The sequence below is a fragment of the Salmonella sp. SAL4457 genome (assembly GCF_046548235.1).
Classification (GTDB): domain Bacteria; phylum Pseudomonadota; class Gammaproteobacteria; order Enterobacterales; family Enterobacteriaceae; genus Salmonella; species Salmonella enterica.
Genome location: NZ_JBGDZO010000005.1, coordinates 122,262 through 144,114, shown reverse-complemented (window position 1 = coordinate 144,114; position 21,853 = coordinate 122,262). Strand labels below are relative to the sequence as shown.

At 54.1% G+C, this 21,853-nt stretch carries 17 protein-coding genes and 1 pseudogene; 12 read left to right on the top strand and 6 right to left on the bottom strand.

The annotated features are described in order from the left end of the window. Positions 1-2 precede the first annotated feature (2 nt). From ACLJNW_RS16855 to araD, 4 genes are read left to right on the top strand one after another with little or no spacing between them, the layout of a single operon-like run. On the top strand, positions 3-1,499 hold the full coding sequence (locus ACLJNW_RS16855; RefSeq protein ID WP_000074079.1) for an FGGY-family carbohydrate kinase: 1,497 nt from the start codon (positions 3-5) through the stop codon (positions 1,497-1,499). Beyond that, on the top strand, positions 1,496-2,158 hold the full coding sequence (ulaD, locus tag ACLJNW_RS16850; RefSeq protein ID WP_023204156.1) for a 3-keto-L-gulonate-6-phosphate decarboxylase UlaD: 663 nt from the start codon (positions 1,496-1,498) through the stop codon (positions 2,156-2,158). Before ACLJNW_RS16855 ends, ulaD begins: the two co-directional genes overlap by 4 nt. After that, a complete protein-coding gene (locus tag ACLJNW_RS16845) occupies positions 2,151-3,011 on the top strand; it encodes an L-ribulose-5-phosphate 3-epimerase (protein WP_023204157.1) in 861 nt (286 codons plus the stop codon). The genes ulaD and ACLJNW_RS16845 overlap by 8 nt, the downstream gene beginning before the upstream one ends. After that, positions 3,005-3,700, top strand: coding sequence for an L-ribulose-5-phosphate 4-epimerase (araD, locus tag ACLJNW_RS16840; protein WP_410961056.1), 696 nt, complete (start codon positions 3,005-3,007; stop codon positions 3,698-3,700). The genes ACLJNW_RS16845 and araD overlap by 7 nt, the downstream gene beginning before the upstream one ends. Positions 3,701-3,860: 160 nt before the next feature. Here the strand turns inward: araD and ACLJNW_RS16835 are convergent, their stop codons facing one another. Further along, positions 3,861-4,676, bottom strand: a complete 816-nt coding sequence (locus ACLJNW_RS16835; RefSeq protein WP_023204159.1) for a helix-turn-helix domain-containing protein — start codon at positions 4,674-4,676, stop codon at positions 3,861-3,863. 263 nt (positions 4,677-4,939) lie between these two features. Between ACLJNW_RS16835 and ACLJNW_RS16830 the strand changes: the two genes are divergently transcribed. After that, positions 4,940-6,895 carry a glycoside hydrolase family 127 protein gene (locus tag ACLJNW_RS16830; RefSeq protein ID WP_023204160.1) on the top strand — a complete coding sequence of 652 codons (1,956 nt, stop codon included), beginning with the start codon at positions 4,940-4,942 and terminating at the stop codon, positions 6,893-6,895. 117 nt (positions 6,896-7,012) lie between these two features. Here ACLJNW_RS16830 and aldB read toward each other — a convergent pair whose 3' ends face one another. After that, on the bottom strand, positions 7,013-8,551 hold the full coding sequence (gene aldB, locus ACLJNW_RS16825; RefSeq protein WP_000183988.1) for an aldehyde dehydrogenase AldB: 1,539 nt from the start codon (positions 8,549-8,551) through the stop codon (positions 7,013-7,015). A gap of 168 nt (positions 8,552-8,719) precedes the next feature. Here aldB and ACLJNW_RS16820 point away from each other — a divergent pair, with 168 nt between their 5' ends. Next, complete coding sequence (locus tag ACLJNW_RS16820) at positions 8,720-9,601, top strand: ROK family protein (protein WP_001188281.1); 882 nt, start codon at positions 8,720-8,722, stop codon at positions 9,599-9,601. A gap of 247 nt (positions 9,602-9,848) precedes the next feature. On the opposite strand, the gene selB is transcribed toward ACLJNW_RS16820, so the two are convergent. The 3 genes from selB to ACLJNW_RS16805 all read right to left on the bottom strand — a co-directional run bounded on the left by selB (position 9,849) and on the right by ACLJNW_RS16805 (position 13,794). Continuing rightward, the gene (gene selB / locus ACLJNW_RS16815) at positions 9,849-11,699 is read right to left on the bottom strand and encodes a selenocysteine-specific translation elongation factor (protein ID WP_024154670.1); all 1,851 of its coding nucleotides are present in this window, start codon (positions 11,697-11,699) and stop codon (positions 9,849-9,851) included. Then, a complete protein-coding gene (gene selA, locus ACLJNW_RS16810; protein WP_023204162.1) occupies positions 11,696-13,087 on the bottom strand; it encodes an L-seryl-tRNA(Sec) selenium transferase in 1,392 nt (463 codons plus the stop codon). Before selA ends, selB begins: the two co-directional genes overlap by 4 nt. 98 nt (positions 13,088-13,185) lie before the next feature. After that, positions 13,186-13,794, bottom strand: a complete 609-nt coding sequence (locus ACLJNW_RS16805) for a glutathione S-transferase (RefSeq protein ID WP_000766689.1) — start codon at positions 13,792-13,794, stop codon at positions 13,186-13,188. Positions 13,795-14,269: 475 nt separating this feature from the next. Here ACLJNW_RS16805 and mtlA point away from each other — a divergent pair, with 475 nt between their 5' ends. The 3 genes from mtlA to mtlR all read left to right on the top strand — a co-directional run bounded on the left by mtlA (position 14,270) and on the right by mtlR (position 18,142). Beyond that, complete coding sequence (gene mtlA, locus ACLJNW_RS16800) at positions 14,270-16,186, top strand: PTS mannitol transporter subunit IICBA (protein ID WP_000093287.1); 1,917 nt, start codon at positions 14,270-14,272, stop codon at positions 16,184-16,186. A 220-nt stretch (positions 16,187-16,406) separates the two neighbouring features. Then, on the top strand, positions 16,407-17,555 hold the full coding sequence (gene mtlD, locus ACLJNW_RS16795; protein WP_000645383.1) for a mannitol-1-phosphate 5-dehydrogenase: 1,149 nt from the start codon (positions 16,407-16,409) through the stop codon (positions 17,553-17,555). Further along, positions 17,552-18,142 carry a mannitol operon repressor MtlR gene (mtlR, locus tag ACLJNW_RS16790; protein WP_000193201.1) on the top strand — a complete coding sequence of 197 codons (591 nt, stop codon included), beginning with the start codon at positions 17,552-17,554 and terminating at the stop codon, positions 18,140-18,142. The genes mtlD and mtlR overlap by 4 nt, the downstream gene beginning before the upstream one ends. Positions 18,143-18,151: 9 nt before the next feature. Here the strand turns inward: mtlR and ACLJNW_RS16785 are convergent, their stop codons facing one another. After that, on the bottom strand, positions 18,152-18,361 hold the full coding sequence (locus ACLJNW_RS16785; protein WP_001062558.1) for a hypothetical protein: 210 nt from the start codon (positions 18,359-18,361) through the stop codon (positions 18,152-18,154). Between the two features lie 290 nt (positions 18,362-18,651). Between ACLJNW_RS16785 and ACLJNW_RS16780 the strand changes: the two genes are divergently transcribed. The 3 genes and pseudogenes from ACLJNW_RS16780 to sadA all read left to right on the top strand — a co-directional run. Next, positions 18,652-19,014 carry a YibL family ribosome-associated protein gene (locus ACLJNW_RS16780; protein ID WP_000665687.1) on the top strand — a complete coding sequence of 121 codons (363 nt, stop codon included), beginning with the start codon at positions 18,652-18,654 and terminating at the stop codon, positions 19,012-19,014. Between the two features lie 487 nt (positions 19,015-19,501). Continuing rightward, the gene (locus ACLJNW_RS16775) at positions 19,502-20,185 is read left to right on the top strand and encodes a DUF3251 domain-containing protein (RefSeq protein WP_023204163.1); all 684 of its coding nucleotides are present in this window, start codon (positions 19,502-19,504) and stop codon (positions 20,183-20,185) included. A gap of 43 nt (positions 20,186-20,228) precedes the next feature. After that, a pseudogene (gene sadA / locus ACLJNW_RS16770) lies at positions 20,229-21,853 on the top strand (trimeric autotransporter adhesin SadA); the annotation flags it as partial.

The following is a 21,853-nucleotide window of genomic DNA, read 5'->3' as shown; positions in this document are numbered from 1 at the left end:
TCATGAGCAATTACTGGCTGGGGTTAGATTGTGGTGGGAGTTGGCTAAAAGCCGGGTTGTACGATGGCGCAGGCCGGGAAGTAGCGGTGCAACGCCTGCCGCTGCACGCTTTAAGCCCGCAGCCAGGCTGGGTTGAACGCGATATGACCGAACTGTGGCAACAGTGCGGCTCGGTCATCAGCAAACTGCTGGCGCACACGGGGGTGAGCGGCTCACAAATCCGCGGTCTGGGTATTTCCGCTCAGGGTAAGGGCCTGTTCCTGTTAGATAAAAGCGATCGGCCATTAGGTAAAGCGATACTCTCTTCCGACCGTCGCGCCATGGAGATTGTCCAGCGCTGGCAAAAAGAAGCGGTTCCGCAAAAACTCTACCCGCTGACCCGACAAACTCTATGGACCGGGCATCCGGTCTCCCTTTTACGCTGGGTAAAAGAGAATGAGCCGCAGCGCTACGCGCAGATAGGCTGCGTCATGATGACGCATGACTATCTGCGCTGGTGCTTAACCGGCGTGAAAGGCTGTGAGGAGAGCAACATCTCCGAGTCCAACCTCTACAACATGGCGACGGGCCAGTACGACCCGCTTCTGACCGAGTGGCTGGGCATCAGTGAAATCGACAGCGCGCTGCCCCCCGTGGTGGGTTCAGCCGAAATATGCGGGGAGATCACCGCTCAGGCTGCCGCCATCACCGGTCTGGCAGTGGGTACCCCCGTCGTCGGCGGCCTGTTTGATGTGGTTTCCACCGCCCTTTGCGCCGGTATTGAGGATGAATCAACGCTCAATGCGGTGATGGGTACCTGGGCCGTCACCAGCGGCATCGCTCACGGTCTGCGCGACCATGAGGCCCATCCTTACGTCTATGGCCGCTACGTCAATGACGGGCAGTATATCGTTCACGAAGCCAGCCCGACCTCCTCCGGCAACCTCGAATGGTTTACCGCCCAGTGGGGCGACCTCTCTTTTGACGAGATCAACCAGGCGGTCGCCAGCCTGCCGAAAGCCGGTAGCGACCTCTTTTTTCTGCCGTTTCTCTACGGCAGCAATGCCGGGCTGGAGATGACCTGCGGCTTTTACGGCATGCAGGCGCTGCACACCCGCGCCCACCTGCTGCAGGCGATTTATGAAGGCGTGGTCTTCAGCCATATGACCCACCTCAACCGCATGCGTGAACGCTTTACCGACGTTTGCGCCCTGCGCGTTACCGGCGGCCCGGCCCACTCCGACGTCTGGATGCAGATGCTGGCGGACGTCAGCGGTTTACGCATCGAGCTGCCGCAGGTGGAGGAGACCGGCTGCTTCGGCGCGGCGCTGGCTGCCCGCGTCGGCACCGGCGTATATCGCGATTTCCGCGAGGCCCAACGCGACCTGCAGCACCCGGTGCGCACGCTGCTGCCGGACATGACCGCGCACGCCCTCTACCAGCGCAAATACCGCCAATACCAGGATTTGATTGAAGCACTACAGGGCTATCACGCCCGTATTAAGGAGCACGCATTATGAGCCGACCATTACTGCAACTGGCGCTCGACCACACCAGTCTGGAAGCAGCCCAACGCGATGTTGCCCTGCTACAGGATCATGTCGATATCGTTGAGGCCGGAACCATCCTTTGTTTAACCGAAGGCCTTAGCGCGGTGAAAGCCCTGCGAGCGCAGTGCCCGGAAAAAATCATCGTCGCCGACTGGAAAGTGGCCGATGCTGGTGAAACCCTGGCGCAGCAGGCTTTTGGCACTGGCGCCAACTGGATGACTATCATCTGTGCCGCGCCGCTCGCGACCGTCGAGAAAGGCCATGCCGTCGCGCAATCCTGCGGCGGTGAAATTCAAATGGAACTATTCGGCAACTGGACGCTGGACGACGCCCGAGACTGGTACCGCGTCGGGGTTCGCCAGGCGATTTACCACCGCGGACGCGATGCGCAGGCCAGCGGGCAGCAGTGGGGAGAGGCGGACCTGACGCGTATGAAGGCGTTGTCCGACATCGGCCTTGAACTATCGATTACCGGCGGCATTACCCCAGCGGATCTGCCGCTGTTCCGCGACATTAACGTTAAGGCATTTATCGCCGGACGTGCGCTGGCAGGTGCCGCCCATCCGGCGCAGGTCGCCGCCGAATTCCACGCCCAAATTGACGCCATTTGGGGAGAAAAGCATGCGTAATCATCCATTAGGTATTTACGAGAAAGCACTGGCGAAAGATCTCAGTTGGCCAGAGCGGCTGGTGCTGGCAAAAAGCTGCGGTTTTGATTTTGTCGAGATGTCGGTGGACGAAACGGATGAACGCCTTTCGCGCCTCGAATGGACCTCGGCTCAGCGCGCATCGCTGGTGAGCGCGATGCTGGAAAGCGGCGTCGCTATCCCGTCAATGTGTCTCTCCGCCCATCGCCGTTTCCCTTTTGGCAGCCGCGACGAAACGGTACGCGAGCGGGCGCGTGAAATCATGACCAAAGCCATTCGCCTGGCGCGCGATCTCGGTATCCGCACCATTCAGCTAGCAGGTTACGACGTCTATTACGAAGAACACGACGAAGGCACCCGGCAACGTTTCGCCGAAGGGCTGGCGTGGGCGGTGGAACAGGCCGCAGCGGCGCAGGTGATGCTGGCGGTGGAGATCATGGATACCGCGTTTATGAACTCCATCAGCAAGTGGAAAAAGTGGGACGAGATGCTTTCGTCACCGTGGTTCACCGTTTATCCAGACGTCGGCAACCTCAGCGCCTGGGGGAACGACGTGACCGCCGAGCTGAAGCTGGGTATTGACCGTATCGCCGCTATCCACCTGAAAGACACGCTGCCGGTGACCGGTGACAGCCCCGGCCAGTTCCGCGACGTGCCGTTTGGCGAAGGATGCGTTGATTTTGTCGGCATCTTCAAAACGCTGCATGAGCTGAATTATCGCGGTTCATTTCTGATTGAGATGTGGACAGAGAAAGCCAGCGAGCCGGTGCTGGAAATTATCCAGGCCCGACGCTGGATTGAATCACGGATGCAGGAAGGAGGTTTCACATGTTAGAGCAACTGAAAGCCGAGGTGCTGGCGGCCAACCTGGCCCTCCCGGCGCACGGGCTGGTCACCTTTACCTGGGGCAACGTCAGCGCGGTCGATGAGACGCGCAAGCTGATGGTCATTAAGCCTTCCGGCGTCGAATATGAGGTGATGACCGCCGACGATATGGTGGTGGTAGAGATCGCCAGCGATAAGGTCGTTGAAGGCAACAAAAAACCGTCGTCCGATACCGCGACCCATCTGGCGCTCTATCGCCGCTATCCGCAGATCGGTGGGATCGTGCATACCCATTCCCGCCATGCGACGATCTGGTCGCAGGCCGGGCTCGATCTGCCCGCCTGGGGCACCACCCACGCCGACTATTTCTATGGCGCGATCCCCTGTACCAGACTGATGACCGTTGAGGAAATTAACGGCGAGTACGAGTATCAGACCGGCGAGGTGATTATTCAAACCTTTGAAGAGCGCGGTCTGGATCCGGCGCAAATCCCGGCGGTATTGGTTCATTCGCACGGCCCGTTTGCCTGGGGTAAAAATGCCGCCGATGCCGTCCACAACGCCGTGGTGCTTGAGGAGTGTGCCTATATGGGGCTGTTCTCGCGCCAGCTGGCCCCGCAGTTGCCGGATATGCAACCGGAATTGCTCGATAAACACTATCTGCGTAAACACGGCGCGAATGCCTATTACGGGCAGTAATGCCGGCAGCCACAGCCTGTGTCAGATGGCGGCTGCGCCTTATCCGACCTACAAGATTTGCAATATCAATACGTTGTGATGAACTCTTGTAGGCCCGATAAGCAAAGCGCCATCGGGCATTCAATTTGCAACCGCTTTGTCAGAGGGCCAAAGATTACACTCAAGAATTAACGTGTTCCTTACTGTAGCGCCGCTTCCAGGCGGTAGGCGTCAGGCCGGTGTGCTTGCGGAAGATCTGGCGAAAGTAACCAACGTCATTAAAACCGCACCGTTCCGCCACCTCTTTTAACGAACGCGCGTCGCTAATCAGCAACTTTTCCGCCTCGCGCACCCGCTGGCGGTGGATGGCTTCCGTTAGCGTAAGGTGAAATACCCGCCGATAAACGCGTCCCAGATAATCCACATTGCAATGCAGTTCTTTCGCCAGAACCGAGCTGGAAAGCGGCAGGTGATAGTGCGTTCGAATCAGCTGCTGCGCTTTCCAGGCCAGCGACACGCCAGCGGCCTCGGCGTTTTCATTCTGCCGGGCGTCAACGGTGAGCTGCTGCAAAATCAGCAGCACGATGAACTCCAGCGCCGGACTGCGCTGGTGCTTTTCCTGCTCGTTCATAAACTGGCGAAAAAGCGCAATCAGCGCTTGCGGATCGGCAACCTGGGTATGCTGCGGCACGGAAAGATGCGTCAGCCAGCGCGGGTCGCTGTCCGGCGCTTTGACCTCAAAATGGAGCCAGTAAAATTTAAGATCGGCGGGAAACTCCTCAACGCCAATATGGCGGCGATGCGGCCAAAGCAACAGGCTTTCCCCGGCTTCGACACAGAAAACACATTCTTCTTCCTGAATTTTCAGGCAGCCTTTTTCCACAAATATAATTTCCCACGATTGCAGACGCCTGGCAGGATGACGCCCAATGCCGCGAGAAATAAATAATCCGCCGTTTTGGACTTTAATCGGTAATGTCATGGATAATTCGAGCATTAATATGTCATTTCCCGCTCATTCAGCACCGTATTTCATATTAGCTTTTGATTATTAACTAAAAATAGTCCTTTCACTCGATCCATCTCACATTTTTAAATACGGGTCGGAATCGTCATCTTTTTTTACTCTTTTATCGCCTTGTCGCTCACCGCTATCTGGGCAAAATGAATCAGGTCATAACGCGAAAATAAAAATTACTGCCATAAAATACCCCGTCAGCGAGGAATATCTATGACCTCTACAGCCTTAAGGAGCACGAAATGAACGTACTGGAAGTCGATCTGCATAAACTGACGGTCAGCGATCCGTTCCTCGGACAGTATCAACAACTGGTTCGCGATGTGGTTATTCCTTACCAGTGGGATGCGTTAAACGATCGTATTCCAGAGGCTGAACCCAGCCATGCCATTGAAAATTTCCGCATTGCCGCAGGCCAGCAGACGGGCAACTTTTACGGCATGGTCTTTCAGGACAGCGACGTGGCGAAATGGCTGGAAGCGGTTGCCTGGTCACTGTGCCAGAAGCCCGATCCAGCGCTTGAGAAAACCGCCGATGAGGTGATTGAACTGGTGGCCGCCGCGCAGTGTGACGATGGCTATCTCAATACGTACTTTACGGCAAAAGCCCCGCAAGAACGCTGGAGCAACCTGGCGGAGTGCCATGAGCTTTATTGCGCCGGGCATCTGATTGAAGCGGGCGTCGCCTTCTTTCAGGCCACCGGCAAGCGTCGGCTGCTAGACGTCGTTTGTCGCCTGGCCGATCATATCGACAGCACTTTCGGCCCTGGCGAAAATCAGCTGCACGGCTATCCGGGCCACCCGGAAATTGAGCTGGCGCTGATGCGTCTGTATGAGGTAACAGAGCAGCCGCGCTATATGATGCTGGCAAGCTACTTTATCGGACAGCGCGGCACCCAACCGCACTTCTACGACGAAGAGTACGAAAAACGCGGCCAAACCTCTTACTGGCATACCTACGGCCCGGCGTGGATGGTCAAAGACAAAGCCTACAGCCAGGCGCATCTGCCAATTTCGCAGCAGCAGACGGCCATTGGCCACGCGGTACGTTTTGTCTATCTGATGACTGGCGTGGCGCATCTCGCTCGCCTGAGCAACGATGAAGGCAAACGCCAGGACTGCCTGCGCCTGTGGAAAAATATGGCGCAGCGTCAGCTGTATATCACCGGCGGGATTGGCTCGCAGAGCAGCGGCGAATCCTTTAGCAGCGATTACGATTTACCGAATGATTCGGTCTATGCGGAAAGTTGCGCTTCAATCGGCCTGATGATGTTCGCCCGCCGGATGCTGGAAATGGAAGCCGATAGCCAGTACGCCGACGTGATGGAGCGCGCGCTGTACAACACCGTCCTCGGCGGTATGGCGCTCGATGGCAAGCATTTCTTCTACGTCAACCCGCTGGAAGTGCATCCAAAATCGTTAAAATTCAACCATATTTACGATCACGTTAAGCCCATCCGCCAGCGCTGGTTTGGCTGCGCCTGCTGCCCGCCGAACATCGCCCGCGTGCTCACCTCTCTCGGTCACTACATCTACACGCCGCGTGCGGATGCGCTGTACATCAATATGTACGTGGGTAACAGCCTGGAAGTACCCGTTGAAAATGGCGCGCTCAAACTGCGAATCAGCGGGAACTACCCGTGGCATGAGCAGGTGAAGATTGCCATCGACTCTGTGCAGCCGGTACGTCACACGCTGGCGCTACGCCTGCCGGACTGGTGCCCTGAGGCAAAAGTGACGCTCAACGGGCTGGAAGTGGAACAGGATATTCGCAAAGGTTATCTGCATATCCGTCGAACCTGGCAGGAGGGCGATACGATAACCCTGACGCTGCCGATGCCGGTTCGCCGCGTGTATGGCAATCCGCTGGCGCGTCACGTCGCCGGTAAGGTCGCCATTCAGCGCGGGCCGCTGGTCTATTGCCTTGAGCAGGCCGATAACGGCGAAGAACTGCATAATCTGTGGCTACCAAAAGAGAGTGAATTCCGGATCTTTGAGGGCAAAGGGCTTTTTGCGCATAAGATGCTGATTCAGGCTGAAGGCGAGAAGCAAAGCGCCCCAGATGCGCAGCATCAGGCGTTGTGGCACTACGATAACGCGCCGTCATCGCGCCAGCCGCAGACGCTAACGTTCATTCCATGGTTTAGCTGGGCCAACCGTGGCGAGGGCGAAATGCGGATTTGGGTTAACGAGCGGTAATACTGTGCCGGATGGCGGCTGCGCCTTATCCGGCCTACAAGATTTGCAATATCAGTATATTGCGATGAATTTTTGTAGGCCCGATAAGCGCAGCGCCATCGGGCATTACCTCTTGCGTCAGAACAGCCCCAGAGGCTTATCGGAATAGCTCACCAGCAGGCACTTGGTTTGCTGGTAGTGTTCCAGCATCATCTTATGCGTTTCGCGCCCGATGCCCGACTGCTTATAGCCGCCGAACGCAGCATGTGCCGGATAGGCGTGATAGCAGTTGGTCCATACGCGCCCGGCCTGAATGCCGCGCCCCATCTTATAGGCCAGATTGCCGTTGCGGCTCCAGACGCCAGCGCCCAGGCCGTATTGGGTATCGTTAGCGATTTCCAGCGCCTCCTCCATGGTTTTAAAGGTGGTTACCGCCAGCACCGGGCCAAAGATCTCCTCCTGAAAGACGCGCATATTATTCTTACCAAACAGAATGGTAGGCTCAAGGTAATAGCCCTCTTTAAGTTCGCCATCCAGCTCCTTGCGTCGCCCACCGGTCAGAATATCGGCCCCCTCTTTTTTACCGATATCGATATAATTGAGGATAGTCTCAAGCTGGCCGTGGGAGACCTGCGCCCCCATCTGTGTACCGCTATCTAGCGGGTTCCCGCTGCGAATGCTCTCTACCCGGCGAATAGCGCGCTCCATAAAGCGCTCATAGATGGACTCCTGGACCAGCGCACGGCTTGGACAGGTACACACCTCGCCCTGGTTAAAGGCAAACAGGGCAAATCCCTCCAGCGCTTTATCAAAGAACGCATCTTCCTCATCCATCACGTCGGCGAAGAAGATATTGGGCGACTTGCCGCCTAACTCCAGCGTCACTGGAATAATATTCTGCGTGGCGTACTGCATGATCTGTTGACCCACTTCCGTCGAACCGGTAAACGCCACCTTCGCGATACGTTTCGAGGTCGCCAGATATTCGCCAATCTCGCCGCCCGCGCCGTTCACGACGTTGACGACGCCCGGCGGTAACAGATCGCCAATGACTTCCATTAACAGCAGAACGGAAAGCGGCGTCAGGCGTGCCGGTTTAAGCACCACGCAGTTACCCGCCGCCAGCGCTGGCGCCATTTTCCAGCTTGCCATCAACAACGGAAAGTTCCACGGGATTATCTGTCCCACGACGCCAAGCGGTTCGTGAAAATGGTAGGCCACGGTTTCGCTATCAACTTCGCTGATCCCGCCCTCCTGCGCACGTATACAGGAGGCGAAATAGCGGAAATGATCGATCGCCAGCGGTACGTCGGCGGCGCTGGTTTCACGAATCGGTTTACCGTTATCCCAGGTTTCCGCTGTCGCCAACAGCTCGAGGTTTTGTTCCATCCGATCGGCGATCTTAAACAAGATAGCGGCACGGTCTTGTACTGACGTATGCGCCCACTTATCTTTCGCCTTATGCGCGGCGTCGAGCGCTAAATCGATATCTTTTTTACCGGAGGAAGCGACTTCACATAGCGGCTGGCCGGTCACTGGCGTCAGGTTTTGATAATATTCGCCGTCGGCGGGCGCAACCCAGTCACCGCCAATAAAATTGTCATAGCGGGCTTTTAACTTCAGTGGGTACCCGTATTCACCTGGCTGAATACGTGTTGAAGGGGGATTGTTCGTCATGACCAACTCCTTATTGTAAAGGTACTCCACAAGGGTAGACGGTACTGGTGAATTTTTCGCCAATGGTTTCCCGCTTTACGACAGCAATCACGAATTACTTTCCTTTACGTTTCTCCGTCTGGTTTTAGCCATACTAAACAGGTGCCTGTTTAACGTACGGAGAACACTATGCAGCAATATATCGGCATTGATGTGGGAGGAACTCACGTCAAATATGGCGTGATTAACAGTGACGGCGAAGAATTAACCCATTATCAATTCGATACGCCAGAGGACGCCTCCACGTTTACCCGCAAATGGCAGGATGTGGTGGCGCGTTGCCAACAGGACTATGACATTGCGGCAATCGGGGTTAGTTTCCCCGGCCATATTAATCCCCATAACGGTCATGCGGCAAAAGCGGGCGCGCTGGCTTACCTGGATGACGTCAACCTGATGGAGTTGTTCAGCGGGCTGACCGATCTGCCGCTGGTCGTGGAGAACGACGCGAACTGTGCGGCGCTGGGCGAAATGTGGCGAGGTGCCGGGCAGCATTATGACAATCTGGTCTGTATTACCATTGGAACCGGCATTGGCGGCGGTATTATCGTCGGACGAGAACTGTATCGCGGCGCGCATTTTCACGCCGGTGAATTCGGCGTCATGCCGGTCGGGAACAATGGCGAAAGTATGCATAAAATCGCGTCAACCAGCGGATTAATGGCGTCGTGCCGCCAGGCGCTGGCGCTGCCTGCCGAAGAGATGCCGCCTGCGGATGTGATCTTCGAACGAATGGCGACCGATGTTCATCTGCGTGAGGCGGTCAATGACTGGGCGCGTTATCTTTCACGCGGCGTTTACAGCGTGATCTCTATGTTTGATCCGGGCGTGGTGCTGATCGGCGGAGGAATAAGCGAACAGGAAAAGCTCTACCCGCTCCTGACGCGGCATCTTGAAACGTTTGAAATGTGGGAGGCGCTCCAGGTGCCGATTCAGCCCTGCCAACTGGGAAATCAGGCGGGCAGGCTGGGCGCCGTCTGGCTGGCGCAGCAAAAGCTCGATCGAAGCTAACGTGTTACGCCTTATCCGGCCTGCATCGTCTACGCAGGCCCGGTAAGCGTCCGCGCCACCGGGCAAAGGCGTTACATCGCCGTGCGATAAAGTTCCACAATCTCATCGTGAGTCGCCTGAATAAGGCGCAAAGAATACGGGCAAAATTATTCTGATAACAGGTTCACGCTGGCTATTTTAAGAAGCCAGAAAAATAAAAAGCAACGCAATAATTGTATTGCTTCATTTGTTATTTAATTTAACCATTTCATTCTTTTTGCGGAAATAATAACGCATCACGTAATAAATGATCATTCCCACGACGTCGTGTAAATCCAATCCGGTCAAAATATTCAAGGATCTGAATGGCCAGTTTCCGCCCTACATTCAGCCTGTCGCGAAAATCCGCCGCACACGTTGATCCTCTCTCTTGATCCAGCTCGCGGATCATATTGGCGAAAGCGACAATCCGATCGTTACGATAGTACCGATCTTTTACGATCGCGGTAATGATGCCTTGCTGCGCCGCCTGCCGCAGCACCAGCCGCATAAATTGTTCTTCCGTTCCGGTCTCTTTCGCCAGATCGCGTACCCACCAGGGCTCATCGCCAAATAGCGGTTCAACTTTTTGCCAGACGGCCTGCTGCTCATCGCTAAATCCCGCTTTATGATCCGGCAGATGCAACCAACCGTGATGGCTATGAATCAGGCCGTCGTCGCGCATCCGCTCGATCAGCATCAGAACCAGCGCTTCATCCTCCATTGGCAGGGCCATGCGGCGTAAACGCTCACGTCCCGGCCCCGGTTCATCGCGGTGCTGTTCGTGGTAGGTCGCCAGCGTATCAAGAATCTTACGCTGCCAGCGGGCGGCGACGGGCGCGCTTAACAGATTGTCTCCGGCCTGGATAAAACCATGTTGCTCAATAAGCTGACGCATACCGAGAGGATTAAGCTGACGCGCCCAACCGAAATCCGGCAGGTTGACGGCGCCGCGTTCCAGATGAATGGCCAACGCCGCGCTATCGTCCTGCGCGTCGGCAAGCGTTGAAAGCCAGTGCAAATAATCTGGCTTACGTTTACCGCGACGCGGCGCCTTAAGCGTCACCACGCGTGCGCCGGCAAGGGTGGCACGTGCGGAAATATCACGCAGCACCAGTCTGTCATTATCGGCCAGCCACAACGGCGTATCAAAGATCAGCTCGGCCAGCCCGCCTTCCAGCAAAGAGACGCGACCAGTCACATGGCTGGCGGCATGGTGAATATGTAGCGGTTGCCATTGGGAAAGCGGCGCATGAAGCGTCAGAGAAACGATCACCCGGGAAAAAGCCTCCCCCGCCGGCGCATCGGAAAGCAGCCAGTCGCCGCGGTTAAGCTGCTCCTTCTCCGCATCGCCCGCAATATTGAGCGCAATACGCTGCCCGGCATACGCATGGTCGGTGGGCTGATTTTGCGCGTGTAGACTTCGTACGCGCATCGGCGTATTAACGCCGGTCAACCATAGCGTATCGCCCACGTTTACCTCTCCGCTCAGCGCCGTTCCGGTCACCACCAGTCCCGCCCCTTTCACCGTAAACGCACGGTCGATAGCCAGACGGAAGCGATGCTGCGCGGCGTGCGAACGTGCAGGAAGCTGCTGTAAATGAGCGCGAAGTTCTGCAATACCGCGTCCTTGATTGGCGGCGGTGACAAATACAACGGTATCGGTGAAGCCATAGTTGTCGAGCACCGCCAGTACCTCTTCACGTACTTCACCGATACGCGCCTCGTCCACGCGATCGGCTTTGGTCAGCGCGACGGTGAGCTGGAGATTACCCGTCAGTTGCAGGATCTGTAAATGCTCGCGCGTTTGCGCCATGACGCCGTCATCACAGGCGACCACCAGCAAAGCGTGATCGATACCGCCTACGCCCGCCAGCATGTTAGAGAGGAATTTTTCATGCCCAGGCACATCGATAAAGCCCAGCACACGACCATCCGGCTGCGGCCAATAGGCGTAGCCCAGATCGATAGTCATCCCGCGTTTTTTCTCTTCCGGCAGGCGATCGGCATTGACCCCGGTAATCGCCTGGAGCAACGTCGTTTTACCGTGGTCTACGTGTCCGGCAGTTGCAATAATCATTTCAGCATCATCTCCATAAACCGGCTTTCGTCTTCAAGACAGCGCATATCCAGCCATAAACGGCCATCATAAATTCGGCCAATGACCGGTACAGGCAGCGTGCGCCAGCGGGCCGCCAGCGCCTCCAGCCGACTACCACGCCCGTCGTGCGGGGTAAAGGTCATGGCGGCGCTGGGAAGGCGGTCTACCGGTAATGAACCGCTGCCGATTTGCGACAGGCAGGGTTTAACCTCCAGCGCAAATTCATCGCCGTAACGTGCCGCCAGCCGCGCCTGTAACCGCTGCGCTTGTTCGCGAATCGACGCTTCACTGCGAGTTAACAGACGCAGGGTGGGTAATTTCTCCGCCAACGCTTCCGGGTGCAGATACAGACGTAACGTTGCCTCCAGCGCCGCCAGCGTCATTTTATCCGCACGCAGGGCGCGTTTCAGCGGATGGCTTTGCAGTTGGGCAATCATCGCTTTTTTGCCGACGATGATCCCGGCCTGCGGCCCGCCCAACAACTTATCGCCGGAGAAGCTTACCAGGCTGATGCCTGCGGCAATGAGCTGCTGCGGCATCGGCTCTTTGGGTAAGCCATATTGGCTTAAATCCACCAGCGAACCGCTGCCCAGATCCGCCACCACCGGAATATTCAGCTCTCGCCCGATTTCCGCCAGTTCCGCTTCCTCTACCGTTTTGGTAAAGCCCTCAATGCTGTAATTACTGGTATGCACCTTCATCAACAGCCCGGTATTTTCATTTACCGCCTGATGGTAATCTTTCGCGTGCGTCCGGTTGGTGGTGCCCACTTCATGCAACGTACAACCCGCCTGGCGCATAACATCAGGAATACGAAACGCGCCGCCGATTTCGACCAGCTCGCCACGCGAAACCACCACCTCTTTGCCGCTGGCGGTCGCCGCCAGCATCAGCAATACCGCCGCCGCATTGTTATTGACGATACAGGCGTCCTCCGCCCCGGTGATACGGCATAACAGCGTCGCCAGCGCCCGGTCGCGATGCCCCCGCCCGGCGCCATCCAAATCGTATTCCAGCGTCACCGGCGCGCGCATCGCCTGCGTTACCGCCTCAATCGCTTCTTGCGCCTGCAATGCGCGGCCAAGATTGGTGTGCAACACCGTCCCCGTCAGGTTAATCACCGGGCGCAGCGCGCTTTGCGCCGCATTTTCCAGCCGGAGTTTCGCCTCTTGCGCCCAGTCTGCGTACCAGTCGGGAAGCGTTTGCGTATTCCGGATGACGTCGCGCGCGTCGTCAAGCATCCGCCTAAGCAGATCAACCACCTGGGTATGGCCATACCGATCGCGCAGAGAAAGAAAAGCGCTATCGTGCAATAAGCGATCGATAGCAGGAAGCTGGCTGTAGAGTGTACGCGTTTCGCTTGTCATGAAAATGCCTGGCTGTTGGTGGCCCTCTCCTGGCGGGAGAGGGATATCGACATAAGGGGGATTGTAACGTGAGTTTGCTCAGGCGGACATAATGCGCGTCAAGCCTTTGGCGCTTCGGTGCGGGCAAAGCTTTCGCGTTGAAAAAGCGTTTCGACCAGTTTGACCAGGCGGGGGCGGCTAACACACCAGCCAGGCGCGACCCGGCGGAAGTTGAGATAGCCTACCGCACAGGCAATCGCGATAGTCGCCAGATTGACCGTATCCGTTTTTAGCGTCCCGTCGCTCAGATAACTTTCGAGCATATCCAGGCTGCGGTTGATTTTTTCCCGCTGGCGCAACAGTTCCGTTTCCGATTGTTGCGCCGCCGGGCGCGCCTGTTCGCGTACAGAAACCAACGCTGCATCCATAATGCCGTCAGCCAACGCTTCAAGCTGGCGAACTTTAAGCGCTGCCATCGGGTCACGCGGGAGCATCGCTGGCGCGATATCCAGCAGCTCAATATATTCCGCGATGATCGGCGAATCGAACCAATACTCCCCTTTCTCCGTCACCAGCGCTGGCACCTTACCCAGAGGGTTGTATTGCGCCACGCCGTTATTCGCCTCGTAGGGTAGTTCATTAATAAATTCGAAGGTGATGCCTTTTTCGAGCAGCAGAACAGAGATTTTGCGCACAAAAGGGCTGGTGTAGCTACCGATGAGTTTCATGCCGTGTCCTTTTTGCCAACCAGTAAAAATCATAGTATGGCTCAAATAAGACGAAAAGAGACGCAAAAGGAGGTTGCTGAATGACATAACGTGAGAGGGCTCGCGACAAAATGTTTGCCGGATCGTATTGACGTTACCCGGGCTTAAAATTTATTGTGAAGAGTATCACAAAAATTCAACAAAGCACCAAAATAAAAATGTGAAATATCTCACATAAAATGGCCTTTTAAGGGCTAAAAATGAGATTCGTTGTTTTTTTACACAGCCACTTTGTGATCAATATCACATCAATTACCTCTCTACACCCTATATTTATGTGACGCAAATCACATAAATTGTCCCTGTCTGGACAGTTGAACGATTCAGTGCCAGATTGCGCAGTATCTACACTACAGGGTCCGGCTACCTCTGCCGCTACATTAACAAACCTCGGGCTTTCAGCCTGCGCGACAGCAACATAAGAAGGGGTGTTTTTATGTCATCCGATATTAAGATCAAAGTGCAAAGCTTTGGTCGATTCCTCAGCAATATGGTGATGCCTAATATCGGCGCGTTTATCGCGTGGGGTATTATCACCGCATTATTTATTCCAACAGGGTGGTTGCCTAACGAAACGCTGGCGAAACTGGTTGGTCCGATGATCACCTACCTGCTGCCGCTGCTCATCGGTTATACCGGCGGTCGTCTGGTTGGCGGCGAACGCGGCGGCGTGGTGGGCGCTATCACTACCATGGGCGTTATTGTCGGCGCGGATATGCCGATGTTCCTCGGCTCGATGATCGCCGGTCCATTAGGCGGCTACTGCATTAAGAAATTCGACAGTTGGGTAGACGGTAAGATCAAATCCGGTTTTGAGATGCTGGTGAACAACTTCTCCGCTGGCATCATCGGTATGATCCTCGCCATCCTGGCGTTCCTCGGTATTGGTCCGGCGGTTGAAGTCCTGTCCAAAATTCTGGCGGCGGGCGTTAACTTCATGGTGGCGCACGATATGCTGCCGCTGGCGTCCATTTTTGTTGAACCGGCGAAAATCCTGTTCCTCAATAACGCGATTAACCACGGCATCTTCTCACCGCTGGGTATCCAGCAGTCCCATGAGATGGGTAAATCCATCTTCTTCCTGATTGAAGCTAACCCGGGTCCGGGGATGGGCGTCCTGCTGGCGTACATGTTCTTCGGTCGCGGCAGCGCTAAACAGTCTGCGGGCGGCGCGGCGATTATCCACTTCCTGGGCGGTATCCACGAAATTTACTTCCCGTACGTGCTGATGAACCCACGTCTGATCCTGGCCGTTATCCTTGGCGGTATGACTGGCGTATTCACCCTGACCATCCTGAACGGCGGTCTGGTTTCTCCGGCTTCTCCTGGCTCGATTCTGGCGGTACTGGCGATGACGCCAAAAGGCGCTTACTTCGCTAACATCGCTGCCATCGTGGCGGCAATGGCGGTCTCCTTCGTGGTTTCTGCAATTCTGCTGAAAACCAGCAAAGTGAAAGAAGAAGATGACATTGAAGCGGCCACCCGTCGTATGCATGACATGAAAGCGGAATCTAAAGGCGCCTCTCCGCTGGCGGCTGGAGATGTCACCAACGACCTGAGCCATGTGCGTAAAATCATCGTGGCTTGCGATGCCGGTATGGGTTCCAGCGCGATGGGCGCAGGGGTACTGCGTAAGAAAGTACAGGATGCGGGCCTGAGCCAGATCTCCGTCACCAACAGCGCCATTAACAATCTGCCGCCGGATGTGGATCTAGTCATTACTCACCGTGACCTTACCGAGCGCGCGATGCGTCAGGTACCGCAGGCGCAGCATATTTCGCTGACCAACTTCCTGGATAGCGGCCTGTACACCAGCCTAACCGAACGTCTGGTTGCCGCACAGCGCCACAATACTAATGAAGAGAAAGTACGCGACCATCTGAAAGACAGCTTTGAGGAGGGTGATAACAACCTGTTCAAACTGGGTGCGGAGAATATCTTCCTGGGCCGTAAAGCCGCTAACAAAGAAGAGGCGATTCGCTTTGCCGGTGAACAACTGGTGAAAGGCGGCTATGTTGAGCCGGAATACGTCGAGGCGATGCTGGACCGCGAAAAGCTGACACCGACTTACCTCGGTGAATCCATCGCAGTTCCGCACGGTACGGTAGAAGCGAAAGACCGCGTGCTGAAAACCGGCGTGGTGTTCTGCCAGTATCCGGAAGGCGTACGCTTCGGTGAAGAAGAAGACGATATTGCCCGTCTGGTCATTGGTATCGCCGCACGTAACAATGAGCACATCCAGGTCATCACCAGCCTGACCAACGCGCTGGATGATGAATCCGTGATCGAACGTCTGGCGCACACCACCAGCGTGGATGAAGTGCTGGAACTGCTGGCAGGTAAAAAAGCTTAACAGTTAAGTATCCCCAAAATAGTTCGAGCTGCAGGAAGGCGGCAACGCAGTGAATCCCCAGGAGCGTACATAAGTACGTGACTGGGGTGAGCGAGGAGAGCCAACGCATCTGCAGTTCGAAATATGAAGGCGATATCCTCTCCCTTGTGGAGAGGGTTAGGTTGAGGGAAAAGCCTCACCCCAGCCCTCTCGGGTAAAAACATTAATGAAGGTTAATACTATGAAAGCATTACATTTTGGCGCAGGTAATATCGGTCGTGGCTTTATCGGCAAATTGCTGGCTGACGCGGGGATACAACTGACGTTTGCGGATGTAAACCAGGTCGTACTCGATGCCCTGAATGCCCGTCATAGCTATCAGGTTCATGTTGTGGGTGAAAATGAGCAGGTGGATACCGTTTCCGGCGTCAACGCTGTCAGCAGCATCGGCGATGATGTTGTCGACCTGATTGCCCACGTTGATTTAATCACCACTGCCGTGGGTCCGGTTGTGCTTGAGCGTATCGCTCCGGCCATCGCTAAAGGGCTGGTAAAACGTAAGGCGCAGGGCGTGGATGCCCCGCTGAATATCATCGCCTGTGAAAATATGGTGCGCGGCACCACGCAGCTCAAAGGTCATGTGATGAACGCGCTGGCGGATGGCGATAAAGCCTGGGTTGAACAGCACGTTGGCTTTGTCGATTCCGCCGTTGACCGTATTGTGCCGCCTTCCGCTTCCGCCACCCATGACCCGCTGGAAGTGACGGTAGAAACCTTCAGCGAGTGGATCGTCGATAAAACCCAGTTTAAAGGCGCATTGCCGACCATTCCGGGGATGGAGTTAACGGATAACCTGATGGCATTTGTCGAACGTAAACTCTTCACGCTGAACACGGGTCATGCTATAACCGCGTACCTCGGCAAATTAGCCGGTCATCAGACCATTCGCGACGCTATTCTCGATGAGAGTATTCGCGCGGTGGTGAAAGGCGCGATGGAAGAAAGCGGCGCGGTGCTGATCAAACGCTACGGTTTTGATGCCGACAAACATGCGGCATACATTCAGAAAATCCTCGGTCGTTTTGAAAACCCGTATCTGAAAGATGACGTCGAACGCGTAGGTCGTCAGCCGCTACGCAAACTCAGCGCGGGCGACCGTCTGATCAAACCGCTGCTTGGCACCCTGGAATATGGTCTGCCGCATGTGAATCTGGTCAAAGGGATCGCGGCGGCGATGCATTTCCGTAGCGATGAAGATCCGCAGGCGCAAGAGTTGGCGGCACTGATTACCGAAAAAGGCCCGCAGGCCGCGCTGGCGCAAATTTCCGGGCTGGATGCCAATAGCGATGTGGTGGCGGAGGCGGTTAACGCATATAACGCGACCAAATGACGCAGAACCCGGCGCAGGTTAGCCTGCGCCCAAATAACAGATTGTCAGATATGCAGGCAATAATGGAACAAACCCAGGCCTTTGAAAATCGTGTGCTTGAGCGTCTGAATGCTGGCAAAACCGTACGGAGCTTCCTGATTACCGCCGTCGAGTTATTGACCGAGGCGGTGAACATTCTGGTGCTCCAGGTGTTTCGCAAAGACGACTATGCCGTGAAATACGCTGTGGAACCGTTGCTGGACGGCGACGGGCCGCTGGGCGATCTTTCGGTACGTCTGAAACTTATCTATGGCCTGGGCGTACTCAGCCGCACCGAATATGAAGATGCGGAGCTGTTAATGGCGCTGCGCGAAGAGCTGAATCACGATGGCAATGAGTACGCCTTTACCGACGATGAAATCCTCGGGCCGTTTGGCGAACTGCACTGCGTCATGGCGCTACCGCCGCCGCCGCATTTTGATACGTCCGACGCGGCGCTATACGCCATGCAAATTCAGCGCTACCAGCAGGCGGTGCGTTCGACGATGGTCCTCTCTCTGACCGAGCTGATTTCTAAAATCAGCTTAAAAAAGGCCTTTCAAAAGTAAATCCCGCCGTTAACCTCTTTCTTCTTCTTTTGGTCGGTACAGCCGCCGGTAATATTCCAGACGCTGCAAATAAATGGGCGCGCTCTCCGACGGCACCTCGGAAGGAACATAATCACGCGGCGGCGTTTTATTCAGGTATTCACGGAACGCCTGGCTGGACGCCATAAAATCGACGGCTTTATCAATAAGAAGTGGTACGTTCTCACCTATTTTTGCCATGATAGATCCTCCATGTGGGACCCGCGTCTGACTCCCGCGGTCGCTTATTTGAGTTTAGGATCAATTTAGCGTTGTCATTGAGGAAAATGTGCTTAATCGCTTTTCTTGCCGACAAAAGGGCGCTTCATCTTTTCTTTCGACAAAAAGGATTTTATTCTCAACGAGATAATTAAATAATGAGCAGTGTAATACTTGCCATAATTGATTATCTTTACGTCATGAGTTGTGAAGAATCACTCACTGCGCGCATACTATAAGGTATCTATCCCATTTCTATCAGAAGCTATCCCATGAAAGAAGTTGAAAAAAACGAAATTAAACGCCTGAGCGATCGTCTTGACGCTATTCGCCACCAGCAGGCAGGTCTCTCTCTGGTTGAATCCGCCGATAAATACGCGGAGCTGGAAAAAGAAAAAGAGACGCTAGAAGCAGAAATTATCCGTCTGCGCGAAGTACACAGCCAGAAACTGAGTAAAGAAGCGCAGAAGCTGATGAACCTGCCGTTTCGCCGCGCGATCACTAAAAAAGAGCAGGCCGACATGGGCAAGTTGAAGAAAAGCGTGCGTGGCCTGATTGTTGTCCACCCGATGACGGCGCTGGGCCGGGAAATGGGGCTCAAAGAGATGACAGGTTTCGCGAAGAGCGAGTTCTAAACCTTCCGCATCCCAGGCTCTCAGGACACCCGTTGTACGGAGGATGTCTTGAGAGCATCGGGCTATATTCCGAATTTTTCATGGAAGTATTTACACCGATTATATACAAGTTCATTTTTAACGGTAATCCCTGCTTTTTCAGGATGAAAAATCCCACTATCGTGCCTGTTTGTATTTATACAATGAATTTTTTCATCCTCTTTTCTCATACCCCGCAGAATATGATTGACCCGCAAAATTAAATAACATTATCATCCCTGAAAAAAATCCCCATACATAAACATTATAATTATATTTTTATAAAGCATTGCTATGAGCAATTGATAAATAACGTCGGGTTTTTGCGCGCTTCTATAGAAGCGACGAATGTTTTCATTCTAACCATACGTTAATGAGTTATTGGCAATACTCGCTGAATGATGAGCTAGTTGTATAAATAACAGGTTAACTATTTATATTATATAAATTATTAACAAGGATATTTCATATGCACAAAAATGGAAAATTTATCCCCCTGCTTGCGTTGGGATTCACATTCTTTTTATCTGGTTGTGATTACTTCGCAGATAAACACCTTGTTGAAGAAATGAAAGAACAACAAAAAGAACAAGAAACAAAGATAAACCTGTTAGAAAAACAACAAAAAGAACAAGGAGCAAAGATAAATCTGTTAGAAAAACAACAAGCTACGATTATCAACACAACCAAAAAGGTCACCGAAGTCGTTGGCCGCGTTGAACGCAAACAACGGCTATTCGACTATACAGAACTGGACCCATCACAAACGCACTATTTTATTATTAACAACGGCAATATCGGATTAGCCGGGCGTATTCTATCTATTGAGCCAATAGATAATGGAAGTGTTATTCATCTTGATTTAGTTAACTTACTCAGCATTCCGGTATCAAACCTTGCGTTTAATATGACATGGGGTACGAAAAAACCTTCCGAGGCAAAAGATCTGCCTCGCTGGAAACAACTCCTGCTCAACACGAAAATGGACTCGACAATCGAACTCTTACCGGGAGCATGGACAAACGTCACGCTAACATTAAAAGGCGTATCGCCCAATAATCTTAAGTATCTAAAAATAGGTATTGACATGGAGAATGTCATATTCGACAGCATACAACCTATTAACGATACAAAAAAGAAGCCAAAAAAATAATAGCCATTGATACAATTATTTTAGAAAAGGAAATTACTCATTCATGAATAGAATATTTAAAGTCCTCTGGAATGCCGCTACGGGAACATTTGTTGTCACCAGCGAAACCGCAAAAAGCCGCGGCAAAAAAAACGGCCGCAGAAAGCTGGCGGTTTCCGCACTCATCGGTCTTAGCAGCATTATGGTTTCTGCGGATGCACTGGCCAACGCAGGAAACGATACAGGCGACGGCGTTACTCCAACGGGTACCCAGACTGGAGGAAAAGGGTGGATTGCAATTGGTACCGATGCCACAGCCAATACTTACACCAACGTTGATGGCGCAAGCGCCGCAATGGGTTATAAAGCCTCCGCGATGGGGAAATGGAGTACCGCCATTGGTTCCTACAGCCAGTCCACCGGCGACTCTTCGTTAGCGCTTGGCGTAAAATCGGTTTCAGCCGGTGACCGGGCCATTGCAATGGGCGCCTCATCCTCAGCCAGTGGAAGTTATTCAATGGCAATGGGCGTGTATGCCAATTCGAGCGGCGCAAAATCGGTTGCGTTAGGTTATAAATCTGTCGCGAGCGGAGCAACTTCCTCTGCATTAGGTTATCAAGCTACTGCGAGCGGCGACGACAGCGCTGCTTTTGGTAATGGCGCAAAAGCGATAGGCACCAACTCAGTTGCCCTTGGCTCGGGCTCTGTCGCCCAGGAAGACAATTCCGTCGCCGTGGGTAACAGCACCACTCAGCGGCAGATAACCTACGTTGCTAAAGGCGACATCAATTCCACCAGTACCGATGCCGTTACAGGTGCGCAAATTTATTCTTTAAGTCAATCCGTCGCCGACCGACTCGGCGGAGGGGCTTCCGTTAATAGTGATGGTACAGTGAATGCGCCCCTCTACGAGGTAGGCACAGGCATCTACAATAACGTAGGTAGTGCATTAAGCGCACTTAACACGTCTATCACTAACACAGAGGCCTCTGTCTCAGGATTAGCCGAAGACGCGCTGTTGTGGGATGAAAGCATCAGCGCCTTTAGCGCTAGCCACACGGGAAACGCCAGCAAAATCACCAATCTGGCGGCGGGTACCCTGGCTGCGGACAGCACCGATGCCGTTAACGGCTCTCAGTTGTTTGATACAAATGAGAAAGTGGATAAGAACACTGCTGATATCGCCACCAATACCGACAGCATTAACCAGAACACCACTGATATCGCTGCCAACACCACCAGCATCAATCAGAACACCACTGATATCGCCACCAACACCACCAATATCAACAGCCTGAGCGACTCCGTCACCACGCTCACCGATGATGCACTGCTTTGGGATGCAGCCTCTGGCGCATTCAGCGCTAAGCACAACGGAAGCGACAGCAAAATCACCAATCTGGCGGCGGGTACCCTGGCCGCTGACAGCACCGACGCCGTTAACGGCTCTCAGCTGTTTGATACAAATGAGAAAGTGGATCAGAACACCGCTGATATCACCACCAATACCAACAGCATCAATCAGAACACCACTGATATTGCCACCAACACCACCAATATCAACAACCTGAGCGATTCCATCACCACGCTCACCGATGATGCCCTGTTGTGGGATGCAGCCTCTGGCGCATTCAGCGCTAAGCACAACGGAAGCGACAGCAAAATCACCAATCTGGCGGCGGGTACCCT

Bases quoted from the DNA above. Each gene is read 5' to 3' on its own strand.
- ACLJNW_RS16855 (WP_000074079.1), top strand. From the start codon at position 3: ATGAGCAATTACTGGCTGGGGTTAGATTGTGGTGGGAGTTGGCTAAAA.
- ulaD (WP_023204156.1), top strand. From the start codon at position 1,496: ATGAGCCGACCATTACTGCAACTGGCGCTCGACCACACCAGTCTGGAA.
- ACLJNW_RS16845 (WP_023204157.1), top strand. From the start codon at position 2,151: ATGCGTAATCATCCATTAGGTATTTACGAGAAAGCACTGGCGAAAGAT.
- araD (WP_410961056.1), top strand. From the start codon at position 3,005: ATGTTAGAGCAACTGAAAGCCGAGGTGCTGGCGGCCAACCTGGCCCTC.
- ACLJNW_RS16835 (WP_023204159.1), bottom strand. From the start codon at position 4,676: ATGCTCGAATTATCCATGACATTACCGATTAAAGTCCAAAACGGCGGA.
- ACLJNW_RS16830 (WP_023204160.1), top strand. From the start codon at position 4,940: ATGAACGTACTGGAAGTCGATCTGCATAAACTGACGGTCAGCGATCCG.
- aldB (WP_000183988.1), bottom strand. From the start codon at position 8,551: ATGACGAACAATCCCCCTTCAACACGTATTCAGCCAGGTGAATACGGG.
- ACLJNW_RS16820 (WP_001188281.1), top strand. From the start codon at position 8,720: ATGCAGCAATATATCGGCATTGATGTGGGAGGAACTCACGTCAAATAT.
- selB (WP_024154670.1), bottom strand. From the start codon at position 11,699: ATGATTATTGCAACTGCCGGACACGTAGACCACGGTAAAACGACGTTG.
- selA (WP_023204162.1), bottom strand. From the start codon at position 13,087: ATGACAAGCGAAACGCGTACACTCTACAGCCAGCTTCCTGCTATCGAT.
- ACLJNW_RS16805 (WP_000766689.1), bottom strand. From the start codon at position 13,794: ATGAAACTCATCGGTAGCTACACCAGCCCTTTTGTGCGCAAAATCTCT.
- mtlA (WP_000093287.1), top strand. From the start codon at position 14,270: ATGTCATCCGATATTAAGATCAAAGTGCAAAGCTTTGGTCGATTCCTC.
- mtlD (WP_000645383.1), top strand. From the start codon at position 16,407: ATGAAAGCATTACATTTTGGCGCAGGTAATATCGGTCGTGGCTTTATC.
- mtlR (WP_000193201.1), top strand. From the start codon at position 17,552: ATGACGCAGAACCCGGCGCAGGTTAGCCTGCGCCCAAATAACAGATTG.
- ACLJNW_RS16785 (WP_001062558.1), bottom strand. From the start codon at position 18,361: ATGGCAAAAATAGGTGAGAACGTACCACTTCTTATTGATAAAGCCGTC.
- ACLJNW_RS16780 (WP_000665687.1), top strand. From the start codon at position 18,652: ATGAAAGAAGTTGAAAAAAACGAAATTAAACGCCTGAGCGATCGTCTT.
- ACLJNW_RS16775 (WP_023204163.1), top strand. From the start codon at position 19,502: ATGCACAAAAATGGAAAATTTATCCCCCTGCTTGCGTTGGGATTCACA.